The 13,360-nt window shown below is 68.7% G+C and carries 12 protein-coding genes and 1 tRNA gene; 9 read left to right on the top strand and 4 right to left on the bottom strand.

From position 1 onward, the window contains the following. Positions 1-92: 92 nt before the first annotated feature. From putA to JHW45_RS08565, 6 genes are all read left to right on the top strand, one after another. Positions 93-3,536 carry a bifunctional proline dehydrogenase/L-glutamate gamma-semialdehyde dehydrogenase PutA gene (gene putA, locus JHW45_RS08590; RefSeq protein ID WP_272860449.1) on the top strand — a complete coding sequence of 1,148 codons (3,444 nt, stop codon included), beginning with the start codon at positions 93-95 and terminating at the stop codon, positions 3,534-3,536. A gap of 94 nt (positions 3,537-3,630) precedes the next feature. Beyond that, positions 3,631-5,256, top strand: coding sequence for a GMC family oxidoreductase (locus JHW45_RS08585; protein WP_272860448.1), 1,626 nt, complete (start codon positions 3,631-3,633; stop codon positions 5,254-5,256). Positions 5,257-5,301: 45 nt separating this feature from the next. Continuing rightward, on the top strand, positions 5,302-7,008 hold the full coding sequence (locus JHW45_RS08580; protein ID WP_272860447.1) for an amidohydrolase family protein: 1,707 nt from the start codon (positions 5,302-5,304) through the stop codon (positions 7,006-7,008). Between the two features lie 94 nt (positions 7,009-7,102). Then, complete coding sequence (locus tag JHW45_RS08575; protein WP_272860446.1) at positions 7,103-7,522, top strand: Fur family transcriptional regulator; 420 nt, start codon at positions 7,103-7,105, stop codon at positions 7,520-7,522. A gap of 61 nt (positions 7,523-7,583) precedes the next feature. Continuing rightward, a complete protein-coding gene (locus JHW45_RS08570; RefSeq protein WP_272860445.1) occupies positions 7,584-8,756 on the top strand; it encodes an E22 family MetX-like putative esterase in 1,173 nt (390 codons plus the stop codon). Between the two features lie 83 nt (positions 8,757-8,839). After that, positions 8,840-9,211 carry a YigZ family protein gene (locus JHW45_RS08565; RefSeq protein ID WP_272860444.1) on the top strand — a complete coding sequence of 124 codons (372 nt, stop codon included), beginning with the start codon at positions 8,840-8,842 and terminating at the stop codon, positions 9,209-9,211. A 65-nt stretch (positions 9,212-9,276) separates the two neighbouring features. On the opposite strand, the gene JHW45_RS08560 is transcribed toward JHW45_RS08565, so the two are convergent. From JHW45_RS08560 to JHW45_RS08550, 3 genes are all read right to left on the bottom strand, one after another. Further along, positions 9,277-9,417: a hypothetical protein gene (locus JHW45_RS08560; RefSeq protein WP_272860443.1), complete on the bottom strand. Its 141-nt coding sequence runs from the start codon at positions 9,415-9,417 to the stop codon at positions 9,277-9,279. After that, a complete protein-coding gene (locus JHW45_RS08555) occupies positions 9,360-9,797 on the bottom strand; it encodes a hypothetical protein (RefSeq protein WP_272860442.1) in 438 nt (145 codons plus the stop codon). The genes JHW45_RS08560 and JHW45_RS08555 overlap by 58 nt, the downstream gene beginning before the upstream one ends. Before the next feature lie 294 nt (positions 9,798-10,091). Further along, positions 10,092-10,168, bottom strand: a tRNA-Ile gene (locus tag JHW45_RS08550). Between the two features lie 131 nt (positions 10,169-10,299). Here JHW45_RS08550 and purM point away from each other — a divergent pair. After that, the gene (gene purM / locus JHW45_RS08545; protein WP_272860441.1) at positions 10,300-11,340 is read left to right on the top strand and encodes a phosphoribosylformylglycinamidine cyclo-ligase; all 1,041 of its coding nucleotides are present in this window, start codon (positions 10,300-10,302) and stop codon (positions 11,338-11,340) included. After that, positions 11,337-11,924: a phosphoribosylglycinamide formyltransferase gene (gene purN / locus JHW45_RS08540; RefSeq protein ID WP_272860440.1), complete on the top strand. Its 588-nt coding sequence runs from the start codon at positions 11,337-11,339 to the stop codon at positions 11,922-11,924. Before purM ends, purN begins: the two co-directional genes overlap by 4 nt. 16 nt (positions 11,925-11,940) lie before the next feature. Here purN and JHW45_RS08535 read toward each other — a convergent pair whose 3' ends face one another. Continuing rightward, positions 11,941-12,543, bottom strand: a complete 603-nt coding sequence (locus JHW45_RS08535) for a thiamine phosphate synthase (RefSeq protein ID WP_272860439.1) — start codon at positions 12,541-12,543, stop codon at positions 11,941-11,943. A 72-nt stretch (positions 12,544-12,615) separates the two neighbouring features. On the opposite strand from JHW45_RS08535, the gene JHW45_RS08530 reads away from it, so the two are divergent. Beyond that, positions 12,616-13,344 carry an RNA methyltransferase gene (locus JHW45_RS08530; protein WP_272860438.1) on the top strand — a complete coding sequence of 243 codons (729 nt, stop codon included), beginning with the start codon at positions 12,616-12,618 and terminating at the stop codon, positions 13,342-13,344. The last annotated feature ends 16 nt before the right edge of the window (positions 13,345-13,360 follow it).

The following is a 13,360-nucleotide window of genomic DNA, read 5'->3' as shown; positions in this document are numbered from 1 at the left end:
TTTCGTCCCAGCAGATAGACCGTGAGGCCACACCGCGCAACCGGGTGCCGATTCGTCCGCGCGGCCGACACAGATCCGACAGGGGAAGCGCGATGACCGAACTTGACGATATCCGCCGCAAGATCCGCGAACTGCATCTGGCCGACCAGCAGGCCGAGATCGGCAGGCTGATCCAGGCCCATGCGCCCGATCCGGCGACCCGCGCGCGCATCGCCGCCGACGCCGCCGATCTGGTCCGCGCCATCCGGTCCGACCGCAAGCCCGGCCTGATGGAGGTGTTTCTGGCCGAATACGGCCTGTCCACCGATGAGGGCGTGGCGCTGATGTGTCTGGCCGAGGCGCTGCTGCGCGTGCCCGACGCCGAGACCATGGACGAGCTGATCGAGGACAAGATCGCGCCCTCGGAGTGGGGTCAGCACATGGGCAAGTCGTCCTCGTCGCTGGTCAACGCCTCGACCTGGGCGCTGATGCTGACCGGCCGGGTGCTGCGCGACGACCGGCAGCCGGGCATCGCGGGCCATCTGCGCAACGCCGTCCGGCGGCTGGGCGAGCCGGTGATCCGCACCGCCGTGCATCGTGCCATGCGCGAAATGGGCCAGCAATTCGTGCTGGGCGAGACGGTGAAATCCGCCATAAGGCGCGGCCGCGAGCGGGTCCAGCAAGGCTATACCTACAGCTATGACATGCTGGGCGAGGCGGCCCGGACCGACCGCGACGCCCGCGCCTATCAGACCGCCTATGAAGGCGCGATCACCGCGCTGGCGTCCGAGGCGACCAAGGACGACATCCGCGACAATCCCGGCATCTCGATAAAGCTGTCGGCGCTGCATCCGCGCTATGAGGAACCGCAGCGCGACCGGGTGATGGCCGAACTGGTGCCGGTGGTGCTGCGCCTGTCGCGGATGGCGAAACAGGCCGGGATGGGGCTGAACATCGACGCCGAAGAGGCCGACCGGCTGGATCTGTCGCTGGACGTGATCCAGGCGGTGCTGTCGGACCCTTCGCTGGCGGGCTGGGACGGGTTCGGGGTCGTCGTGCAGGCCTATGGCAAGCGCGCGGCGCCGGTGATCGACTGGCTTGAGGCGCTGGCCGAAAAGCTGGATCGCCGGATCATGGTGCGGCTGGTCAAGGGCGCCTATTGGGACACCGAGATCAAACGCTATCAGGTCGAGGGGTTGCCGGGTTTCCCGGTCTGGACCCACAAGGCCGCGACCGATGTGGCGTGGATCTGTTGCGCGCGCAAGATGCTGGCCAGCCCGCGCATCTATCCGCAATTCGCGACCCACAACGCCCATTCGGTCGCCACCATCCTGCGTCTGGCCGGCGAGGATCGCAATTTCGAGTTTCAGCGCCTGCACGGCATGGGCGAGGCGCTGCACGACATCGTCAAGTCGCGGCACGGCACGCGCTGCCGCATCTATGCCCCGGTCGGCGCGCACGAGGATCTGCTGGCCTATCTGGTCCGGCGCCTGCTTGAGAACGGCGCCAATTCCAGCTTCGTGAACCGCATCGTGGACGAGGATATCCCGCCCGAGGACGTGGCCCCCGATCCGTTCGACGAATGGCAGGCGGTGGCCGGCACGCCCGCGCCCGGCGTGATCCGCCCGCATGAGTTGTTCGCCCCCGCGCGCGACAATTCGCGCGGCTTCGATCTGCGCGATCCGATGGAACTTGCGCAGGTCGAACAGGCGCGCGCGCCCTGGGCCGATCATCGCTGGCAGGGCGGACCGCTGCTGGCCGCTGACCGAGACGACGGTTCACGCGACAGCGTCGAACAGGTCAATCCCGCGCGGCCGAACGACCGGGTGGGAACGGTCCGGTTCGCCTCGGGCGACGACATCGCGGCGGCGCTGGACGCGGCAGGTCCGTGGCAGGATGCGCCCGAACGCCGGGCCGAGGTGCTGCGCCGGGCCGCCGATCTTTACGAGGATCATTACGGCGAATTGTTCGCCCTGATCGGGCGCGAGGCCGGCAAGTCGATGTTCGACGCGGTCGCGGAACTGCGCGAGGCGGTGGATTTCCTGCGGTATTACGCGACATTCGCGACCGCCGACGCGCCACGCGGCGTGTTCACCTGCATCTCGCCCTGGAACTTTCCGCTGGCGATCTTCACCGGCCAGATCGCGGCCGCGCTGGCCGCCGGCAACGGCGTTCTGGCGAAACCGGCCGAGACGACCAGCCTGATCGCGTGGCGCGCGACGCAGTTGCTGCACGAGGCCGGCGTGCCGCGCCACGCGCTGCAATTGCTGCCGGGCGAGGGGCGGGTGGTCGGCACCGCGCTGTCCAGCGATCCGCGCGTCGCGGGCGTGTGCTTTACCGGCTCGTTGCCGACGGCGCAGGCGATCAACCGCGCCATGGCCGCGAACCTGTCGCCCGATGCGCCGCTGATCGCCGAAACCGGCGGGCTGAACGCGATGATCGTCGATTCCACCGCGCTGCCCGAACAGGCGGTGCGCGACATCCTGGCCAGCGCCTTCCAGTCGGCCGGCCAGCGCTGTTCGGCGCTGCGGGTCCTGTATGTGCAGGAGGATGTCGAGGACCGTATCCTGACCATGCTGCACGGGGCCATGGACGAATTGCGCATGGGCGATCCGTGGCATCTGGAAACCGATGTCGGCCCGGTCATCTCGGAGGCCGCCAAGCAGGGGATCGAGGATCACATCGCCCGGGCCCGCAGCGAGGGGCGCATCCTGCACCGGCTGAAGACGCCGGGGCGCGGCCATTACGTCGCGCCGGTCACGATCCGCGTCGGCGGCGTCGAAGAGATCGAGAAAGAGATCTTCGGCCCGGTCCTGCATGTCGCGCGGTTCGACGCCAGCGAACTGGACCGGGTTCTGGGGGCGGTCAACGCCTCGGGCTATGGGCTGACATTCGGGCTGCACACGCGGATCGACGACCGGGTGCAGCATGTGGACAGCCGCCTGAACGTGGGCAACCTGTATGTGAACCGCAACCAGATCGGCGCCATCGTCGGCAGCCAGCCGTTTGGCGGCGAGGGGCTTTCGGGCACCGGCCCCAAGGCGGGCGGGCCGCATTACGTGCCGCGCTTTCGCGCCGTGCCGATCACGCGCAGGCCCGCCGTGACCGCGCCGCAGGCCGATCCGGTGGCGATCCAGAAGGATCTGGACGACGCCCTGACCGACAGCGCGACCCCGCGCGAGACGGTGGTGCTGCCCGGCCCGACGGGCGAATCGAACCGGCTAACCACCCATGCGCGCGGCACGGTGCTGTGTCTGGGCCCGAACGCGCAGGAACAGGCGGCAATCGCCGCCTCGCAGGGCTGCGCGGCGGTGGCGGTCGACGGCCATCTGGACGCGAACGCGCTGAAGACCCTGTCGGGCATGGCGGTGGTGGCCTATGACGGCTCCGAGGATCAGGCCCGCCATTACCGGCAGGCGCTGGCCGCGCGCGATGGCGCGATCGTGCCGCTGGTCGCGTCGGCGGAACTGGCCGCCTACGCGATCCTGGAACGCCATCTGTGCATCGACACGACCGCCTCGGGCGGCAACGCCTCGCTGCTGGCGGCGGCCGAATAGACGGCAGGTGCCACGCGGTGTCCGGCGGCAGGTGCCGGGCGCGCAATCGCGAATTTCGAGGCGACATCCGTCCCTCGGTCGAACGGGAAAGAAGATGCAAGATTTCGGCGAATACGATTACATCGTGGTGGGGGCCGGATCGGCCGGCTGCGTGCTGGCCAACCGGCTGTCGGCCGATGAACGCAACCGCGTCCTGCTGCTTGAGGCGGGGGGCAGCGACAACCGCCTGTGGGTGCATGTGCCCGTGGGATATCTTTACGCGATGGGCGATCCGTCGCTGGACTGGTGTTACCAGACCCAGCCCGAACCGGGGCTGAACGGCCGAAGCCTGAACTATCCGCGCGGCCGGGTGCTGGGCGGGTGTTCGTCGATCAACGGCATGATCTATATGCGCGGGCAGGCGGCCGATTACGACCGCTGGCGGCAAGCGGGCAATCCGGGCTGGGGCTGGGACGATGTGCTGCCCTATTTCCGCCGGTCCGAACGCCATTACGGCCCGGCCTGCGATCTGCACGGCGATCAGGGCGAATTGCGGGTCGAGCGTCAGCGGCTCAGCTGGCCGATCCTGGATGCCGTGTCCGAGGCCGCGCAGGAGCTGGGTCTGCCGGTCTGCGAGGATTTCAACTGCGGCGACAACGAGGGCGTCGGCTATTTCCCGGTGACGCAGCGCGGCGGGCTGCGCTGGAACGCCCGCAAGGCGTTCCTGAACCCCGCGCGGGGTCGCGCCAATCTGCGCATCCAGACACATGCGCAGGTCAGCCGGCTGACATTTCAGGGCACGCGCGCGACCGGCGTGGTCTTCATGCACGGCGGACGGCAGATGCACGCCCGCGCGCGGGCCGAGATCGTGCTGGCCGCCGGCGCGATCAATTCGCCTGCGATCCTTGAACTCAGCGGGATCGGGCAGGCCGAACGGCTTGCCGATCTGGGCATCCCGACGCTGCTGGACGCGCAGGGCGTGGGCGAGAATCTGCAGGATCACCTGCAACTGCGCACCGTCTTCCGGATTCAGGGCACGCGCACCCTGAACGACCGGGCGCGCAGCATCTGGGGCAAGGCCGGAATCGCGCTGGAATATGCGTGGCGTCGGTCAGGCCCGATGTCGATGGCGCCCAGCCAGCTTGGCATCTTCGCCAGGACATCCGACGCCTATGAGACGGCGAATATCGAATATCACGTCCAGCCGCTGTCGCTGGAAAAATTCGGCGATCCGCTGCACGATTTTCCGGCGCTGACCATTTCGGTCTGCAACCTGCGGCCCGAAAGCACGGGGCACAGCCATATCACCAGCGCCGATCCGTCCGCCGCACCGGCCATCGCGCCGCGTTACCTGACGACGCCGGGCGACCGGCAGGTGGCAGTGGACAGCCTGCGCCATGCCCGCCGGCTGATGCAGACCCGGCGCATGGCCGAATTTTCGCCGCAGGAGCTGAAACCCGGCGCACATCTGCAAAGCGACGAGGATCTGGCGCGGGCGGCAGGCGATGTCGGCACGACGATCTTTCATCCGGTCGGGACCACGCGGATGGGCCGCGATCCGCAGGCGGTGGTCGATCCGGAACTGCGGGTCGTGGGCATCCAGGGGCTGCGGGTGGCGGATGCCGGGATCATGCCCACGATCGTGTCCGGAAACACCCAGGCACCGGTGACGATGATCGCGGAAAAGGCATCCGACATGATCCTGGCCGATGCGCGTCAGGGGCATATCACGGCGTCGTGATCCGTGCTAGGATCGGGCGGACCCCGACCGCCTTAAGGGACGCTGATGCTCAGCCGCCGCCGCTTTGTCTCGATTGCCCTGGGAACGACCGCGCTTGGCGGCTGCGGCATCTCGGGCGCGATCCGTCCGGGACCGCCGGCGGTGCTGTCGGGCGTGCCCATCGACGCGCATATGCACCTGTTCAACGGCGCCGACGTGCCGGTGATCGGCTGGCTGACGCAGGTCGATTTCACGGCCGAGACGGGCGGCAGCCTGCCCGACATCACCAAATCGCCGCTGATCCGCCTGATCGTCAGCTTTCTGGCCAGCGTGACCCCGACCGCGGGGCAGGAATTGCAGCGCCTGCCGCAACGCCTGCCGCGCCCCGATGCCCCACGGATGCGCAGCGCCGGCGTGGACCGGCTGGCCGGCTTTCTGGAACGCTATCAGGCGGCGGTGCTGGTCGGGGCCGACGATGCGGGCGTCATGGACCTGTTGCCGGCCGACAGCCCCGACCGGCAGCAGCGTTTGACCGAGGATCGGCAACTGTTTGCGGATCTGGCCGCCGCCGCCGGCGTCCCGCCTGCCGAGGTGCTGGCCGAACCCCTTGTGGCGGACGACGCCCCGTCCATCGCGCGCGCGCCGATGCGCCGCGCGCCGCCGCAGCCCATGCCCGCCCCCACGGCGCGCCGGATCGCCGAAGGGCTGTTCGACCCGCAAAAACAGCGCGGCGATCCGCTGGAACAGACGCTGGCGGGAATGATCCAGTGGGCGGAACTGATGACGCGACCGCGGGCGCAGATCGTCCAGCAGGCCGTCAGCCTGTATGGGCGGCAGGACGAGGTTCGGGTCTTCTGCAACCATCTGCTGGACCTTGGCCGCTGGCTGCGCGCCGATGAGGTGCGCCAAAGCGACCCCGACGATCTGATCGCGCTGTTCGCGCAGATTTCGGCGCGCCGCCGCGACGTGCTGATCCTGAATTTCGTCGGGTTCTGTCCGCTGCGCGCCGCCATCGAGGGCGAGGCGGTCCACCGCCGCGTGCAGGACGCAGTCGAACGGCAGGGATTTGCCGGCATCAAGCTGTATCCGCCGATGGGGTTCCGCCCGCTGCTGAACTTGGATGTAGGCTTTGGGCATGTCAGGCCGCAGAACCGGCCCGCCGGCGGGGGCGCGGCGCTGGATCGCGAATTGCGCAGGCTTTACGGCTGGTGTCAGGACAACGATGTGCCCATCGCCGCCCACGCCTCGGCCAGCATGGGGGCGGGGCCGGGCACCGCCGAATATTCGGCACCCTGGCTGTGGCGTCCGGTGCTGCGCGAGTTTCCGGGCCTGCGGGTCAACCTGGCGCATTTCGGCGGCTTTGGCGGTCACGGCAATCCGCAATGGGAAGACCAGCTGATCGCGATGCTGGATGCGTTTGCGAACCTGTATTTCGACACCGGCTTCTGGACCGAGGCGATGGCGGGCGCGCGCACCCGCCCCGCGGCGCTGGCCCAGACGCGGCGGCTTTTTGCGCAGGAACCGCTGGCAGGTCGCCGCATGCTGTATGGCAGCGACTGGTCGATGATCGCGCGGCTTGAAAGCCATCCGGCCTATCTGGCCGGCTTGCAGGGCTTTGTCGGCACGCTGGTCGGGCAGGATCGCGCCGCCACGCAGGCCATCATGGGCGAAAATGCAAGACGCTGGTTGGGGCTGGATCGCGACGGGCGGCAGCGCAGGCGGCTGGCGCGGTTTCACGGATCGCATCCGGTGTGGGAACGGCTGGCGGGCTGACATCCGCGCCGCGCCAGCGGACGCCAAGGATGCGCGACCTTGCCCGCGCCCGATCCAGTTGCAACTGGGCGCGTTCTGGGGCATTTCATGGAACATGAGCGAAACACGCGCCACCCAACTGGAAAACGCGCTGCGCGAGGCAGGGGTGCGGGTCACCCGGCAACGCGCGGCCCTGTTGCGGATCATCGCCGCCAGCGAGGATCATCCGGACGCGGCCGAACTGCACGCGCGCGCCGAACGGGCGGGCGCGGGCGTGTCGCTGGCCACGGTCTATCGCACGCTGACGACCTTGCAGGCGCAGGGCGTGATCGAAAAGCTGGAATTTCAGGATCAGCCCGCGCGGTGGGAGGCGGCCGACCAGCATCACCACGATCACATGATCGACGTCGAGACGGGCGCCGTGGTCGAGTTCACCAGCGACCGGATCGAGCGTCTGCAGGCCGAGATCGCGGCCGAGATGGGATACGAGATCGTCCATCACCGGCTGGAGCTTTACGTGCGCCGGGCGCGCTAGCACGGCTGGACTTCCCTTTGCAGGCCATGTTCGATGCGCCCATGAACGAGGGAGAGACGACATGCGCCATGCCATCCTGATCGCCGCGCTGCTGGCGGGACCCGCCGCCGCCTATGAGCCGCTGGTCGAAAAGCAGGAATTCACCCTGACCGACTTCACCACGCGCAGCGGCGAGACGATTCCGCAGATGCGGCTGGGCTATGAAACCTATGGCACGCTGAACGAGGCGCGCGACAACGCGATCCTGATCCCGCATTATTTCAGCGGCACCAGCCATGCGGCCGGGAGATACGCCGAAGACGATGCCGCGCCGGGATATTGGGACGCGATCATCGGTTCGGGCAAGCCCATCGACACCGACACCTGGTTCGTCGTCTCGGTCGACACGCCGGTCAATCTTGCGACGGGCGATCCCAATGTCATCACCACCGGCCCGGCGACGGAAAATCCCGCCACCGGCAAGCCGTGGGGAATGGATTTCCCGATCCTGACCATCGGCGATTTCGTCGATACGCAGAAAGGGCTGATGGACCAGCTTGGAATCCAGACCTGGCACGCGGTCATGGGCGCGTCGATGGGCGGTCTGCAAAGCTATGAATGGGCCGCGCGCTATCCCGACCGGCTGGAACGGGTGATCCCGGTGATCGCGTCGGGGTGGGCGGATGCCGATCTGATCGCGTGGCTGGATATCTGGGCCGCGCCCATCCGGCTGGACCCGAACTGGAACGGCGGCGCCTATTACGACGGCGAGGCGCCGCAGGCCGGGTTGGCGCAGGCGCTGAAGATCCTGACCCTGCACGCCCAGTCGGCGGAATGGTCGAACGGCACCTTCGGCCGCGACTGGGCCGACGAGGGCAAGGACCCGGCCGCAAGCTGGGACAACGAATTCGCCGTGGTCGCGGCGCTGAACGCGGCGGGCGAGGCGCGGGCCAAGACGTCGGACGCCAACCACTTCCTGTATCTGGTCAAGGCCAACCAGCTGTTCGTCGCGGGCCACCCCGACGAAGGTCTGTATCAGGGGCTGCTGGATATCGACGTGCCGGTGATGCTGATCCATTCGAACGAGGATCTGGTCTTTCCGGGCGACGCCGTGCGCGAGACCGGCGCGATCATCAAATCCGACCGCACCCCGGTCGAGATCGTCGAGATCGAAGGCACGCGCGGCCATCTGGACGGCGTTCTGAACATCGCCCAGGCGGGCGAACGGATCCGCGCATTTCTGGAAGCCGAGTGATCGGGGGCGGGCCGGGCAGGGGGCGCTGCCCCCCGTCGCGCGCTGCGCGACACCCCCCGAGGTATTTGGGAAAGAGGGCGAGGATGCGGGTCTTCGACAGGATCATCGCGGATCGCGGGTCGCGCTATGCCGTGTCGGGCGGGCCGGCCGCGACGCGCGACGAGGTGGCGGCGCTGCTGGCGGGGCTGAAACGGTCGCGGCGTTTCGCCCGCGCCACCCATAACAGCTGGGCCGCGATCCTGTCGGGCGAGCCGGTCAAGGACGACGATGGAGAGGCCGGAGCGGGCGCGTTGATGTTGCAGATGCTGCAGCGGGCGGATGTGCGCGATCATGTCGTGGTGGTGACGCGCTGGTATGGCGGCAAGCATCTGGGCGGCGACCGGTTCCGGCACGTCGCGGATGCCGTGCGCCATTACCTGCGCGAAACCGGGCTGGACTCGCGCGGGCCGTCCTGAGGTGGCGGGACCGTTGCCGCCGGGTCACCCGCCCAGGGTCGCGCCTCGGGCGACCCGCAAGACGGTCAATCGTGATCGGCTGCGTGCATGCGGGTGGACGCCGCGGACAGCAGCCGCGCGACGCCCAGGAAATAGACCACCAGACCCATCAGCCACAGCGGCAGGCCCAGGACCAGATCGGCCAGAAAGCGTATCTGCTCGGGCAATCGGGCGGCGATCTGGTAATGCGTGCCGGCCGGCCGCGTCTCGTGCGCCAGTCCCACCATCGCGCCGATTTCGCCGGCGCCGAAGGCGGGTCAGCGGAGGCGAACACCTGCCAGAAGATCAGGCCAAGGCCCAGCATGATCCAGCACATCGCCCAGACCATGGGCCGTGCCGACAGCCGCGGCAGGTTTGCCGCAGGCTTGTCGCAGCCGCTGCGTCGCCGGCACAGCACCAGCGGCACCAGCATCGCGACCATCCCCAGATTGCCGCTGAGCCAGTAGACGATCAGCGCCGCGACCCAGCCATGGCCGCTGAGCAGCGTCAGCAGCGCGCCAAGCAGACCGGCCAGCACGGCCACCAGAAGGGCGGGCAGCAGCGTCATCGGACCCTCCTGCGACAGGCATTCGCGCGGACATCGCCGCCGATCGCGGCGGCGCGATCGTGCGGGGTGTCGGGGCGTCTGGCCATGCTTGCTGCCGGGTGCATGAATGTGACCGATCCAAAGGGTTGCGTTGGCGATACCAGAACAGCTTGCCCCAGCCTGCCGCATATGACCAGCCGGAAGCGAACCGGTCGTACCGATTTCTGGCCGGCAGAATACACGTCAGGGTTGATTCGTCAAGCCGCTGTTCGGCCTTACGTGACGTTCAACAATGCAGCCGGTGCGAAGGGGGGATGGTAGGCCCGGAGGGACTTGAACCCCCAACCAAGGCGTTATGAGCGCCCTGCTCTGACCAATTGAGCTACAGGCCCACGCAGCGCAGACTGCCTAATCCGCCCCGCCGCGCGGGTCAAGCGATCCGGCATGTCCGGCGCAGGTCTTGACCGTTGCCCCGCCCGCGGGCTTGGGCTATCGGGGGCGCTGAACTCAGCCGGGGGCCGCCATGACCAGCAACGGGATCAGCTATCGCGACGCGGGCGTCGATATCGACGCGGGAAACGCGCTGGTCGAACGGATCAAGCCCGCCGCCGCCGCGACCGCGCGTCCGGGCGTGATGGACGCGCTGGGCGGGTTCGGGGCGCTGTTCGATCCCAAGGCCGCGGGGTTCGACGATCCGGTTCTGGTTGCGGCGACCGACGGGGTCGGCACCAAGCTGCGCATCGCCATCGACACCGGGCATCTGGACGGGATCGGGCAGGATCTGGTCGCGATGTGCGTCAACGATTTGGTCTGCCAGGGCGCCGAGCCGCTGTTCTTTCTGGACTATTTCGCCACCGGCAAGCTGTCGGTGGACCAGGGCGCGCGGGTCATCGAAGGCATCGCACGCGGCTGCAAGGATGCCGGCTGCGCCCTGATCGGCGGCGAGACGGCCGAGATGCCGGGCATGTATCGCGACGGCGATTTCGATCTGGCAGGCTTTGCCGTGGGCGCGATGCAGCGCGGTTCGGCGCTGCCGCACGGGGTCGAAAGCGGCGATGTGCTGCTGGGGCTGGAATCGGACGGGGTGCATTCGAACGGCTTTTCGCTGGTGCGCAAGGTGGTCCATCGCGCCGGGCTGGGCTGGAACGATCCGGCGCCCTTCGCCGATGCGGCGCTGGGGCGGGCGCTGCTGACGCCGACGCGGCTTTATGTCCGCCCGGCGCTGGCGGCGATCCGCGCGGGCGGGGTTCGCGGGCTGGCCCATATCACCGGCGGCGGCATCACCGAAAACCTGCCGCGCATCCTGCCCGGCGATCTGGGCGCCGATATCGACCTTGACGCATGGACCCTGCCGCCCGTCTTCGGCTGGCTGGCGCAGGAAGGCGGGATCGGACAGGCCGAGATGCTGAAGACCTTCAACAGCGGTCTGGGGATGATCCTGACCGTCGCCGCCGACCGTGCCGGGGCCGTGGCCGGTCTGCTGACCGCCGAAGGCGAAACCGTGCATCGCATCGGGCAGGTGACGCCGGGGGCCGGGATCCGCTACAGCGGGACGCTTGGGTGAAGCGGGTCGCGATCCTGATTTCCGGCGGCGGCTCGAACATGCTGCGGCTGGTCGAGGACATGACCGGCGATCACCCGGCGCGGCCGGTGCTGGTCGCCTCGAACGATCCGCAGGCAGCGGGGCTGGGCCGCGCCGCCTCGCTGGGGATCGCGACGGCGGCGGTCGATCACCGCGACTTTCCCCGCGACCGCGCGGGGTTCGAGGCCGCGCTGCTGCAACCGCTGCTGGCCGCGCGGCCCGACATCATCTGCCTGGCCGGCTTCATGCGCATCCTGACGCCGGATTTCGTGCAGCGTTTCGCCGGCAGAATGCTGAACATCCATCCTTCTCTTTTGCCCAAATACCCCGGCCTGAACACCCATGCCCGCGCCATCGCCGCCGGTGACGCGCAGGCGGGCGCCACCGTGCATCAGGTCACATCGGATCTGGATTCGGGCCCGATCCTGGGGCAGGCGCGGGTGCCGGTGCATCCGGACGACACCGTCCAGACACTGGCCGCGCGCGTGCTGGTGCAGGAACACCGCCTCTATCCCGCCGTTCTCAGACGGTTCGCGGCGGGCGACCGGACGCCGGTCCTGCTGTAGGCGGCGGGCCGCGACCCTATCCCCACAGGGCCGACAGCGCCTCGGTCGGGTCGTCGCCGGCCCAGATCTCGGGGCCGATGGCGATGAAGTCGCAGGCGGGCGACAGGGCGGTGATCAACTCGCGCGTGATCGCGCCCTCGGCCACGACCGGCACCTCGATCATCTCGGACCACCACTGGAACAGGTCCAGCGGCGCCGGCTCGCCCCGTCCCAGAACGCTGTCGCCGACCGGGCCGAAGCTGACGTAATCCGCCCCGGCCTCGCCCGCCGTGATGCCTTCGTGGCGGGATGATCCGCAGAAGGCGCCGATGATGGCGTCGTCGCCCAGCTCCTTGCGCGCGGCCCGGACGCCGCGGGCGCCGTCGCTCAGATGCACCCCGTCCAGCCCGTGGCGCTGCGCCAGCCTGACATGATCGTCGATCACCACCGCCACGTCGCGGGCATGGGCAATCTCGCGCGTCAGGTCGGCCAGGCGCCCCAGCTCATCCTCTTCGGTGCCGCCGCGGATGCGCAGGCAGGCCACTTGGAACCGGTCCATCACCTCGGTCAGCATCGGCGCCAGTGCGGATGCCTGCGCGCCGGCGGGGGTCATCAGGTAAAGCTGCGGGACGTCGGACATGGGGTTCTCCTTGATCTTGTCCGCAGATAGCGCAGCTTGCCGCCCGCTGCCAGACGGACTATGCGGGCGGCCATGCAAGACAGAAGCCCGCCCGTCGTGATCCTGGTCCGCCCGCAGATGGGCGAGAATATCGGCGCAGCCGCCCGCGCGATGCTGAATTTCGGGCTGACGCAGATGCGGCTGGTCGAACCGCGCGACGGCTGGCCCAACCCGAAGGCGGTCGCGATGGCCTCGGGCGCGGCGGGGCGGGTGTTGGACCGGGCGCGCGTCTATCCGACGCTGGCCGACGCGATGGCGGGGATCACCTTTGCCCTTGCCACCACGGCGCGGGGGCGCGAATTGTCGAAGCCGGTCTTCACGCCCGCGACCGCCATGGACGCGGCGCGTGCCCATGACGGCCAATCGGCCATCATCTTCGGGCCGGAACGGGCCGGGCTTGAAAACGGCGACGTCGCCCGCGCCAACGCCATCGTGACGGTCCCGGTCAACCCGGATTTCCCGTCGCTGAACCTGGCGCAGGCGGTGCTGCTGATGGGTTATGAATGGGGCCGCAGGACCCTGCCGCCCGAACCCGCGCCGCATGCGCGCAAGGCCGATGCCGAATTGCTGGCCGACCGGATCGAGATCGAGCGTCTGGGCGATCATTATCAGGACAGGCTGGCCGAGGCGGGATTCTTCTTTCCCGAAACCAAGGCCGAATCGATGCGGCTGAACCTGCGCAACATGTGGTCGCGCCTGACCCTGACGCGCGGCGATGTCCGCATCCTGCACGGCGTCCTGCGGCAATTGACCCGCAGATAGACGCGACCTAACCTCC

This window comes from Paracoccus stylophorae (genome assembly GCF_028553765.1).
Classification (GTDB): Bacteria; Pseudomonadota; Alphaproteobacteria; order Rhodobacterales; family Rhodobacteraceae; genus Paracoccus; species Paracoccus stylophorae.
This window is presented reverse-complemented; position numbering and strand designations above follow the sequence as displayed.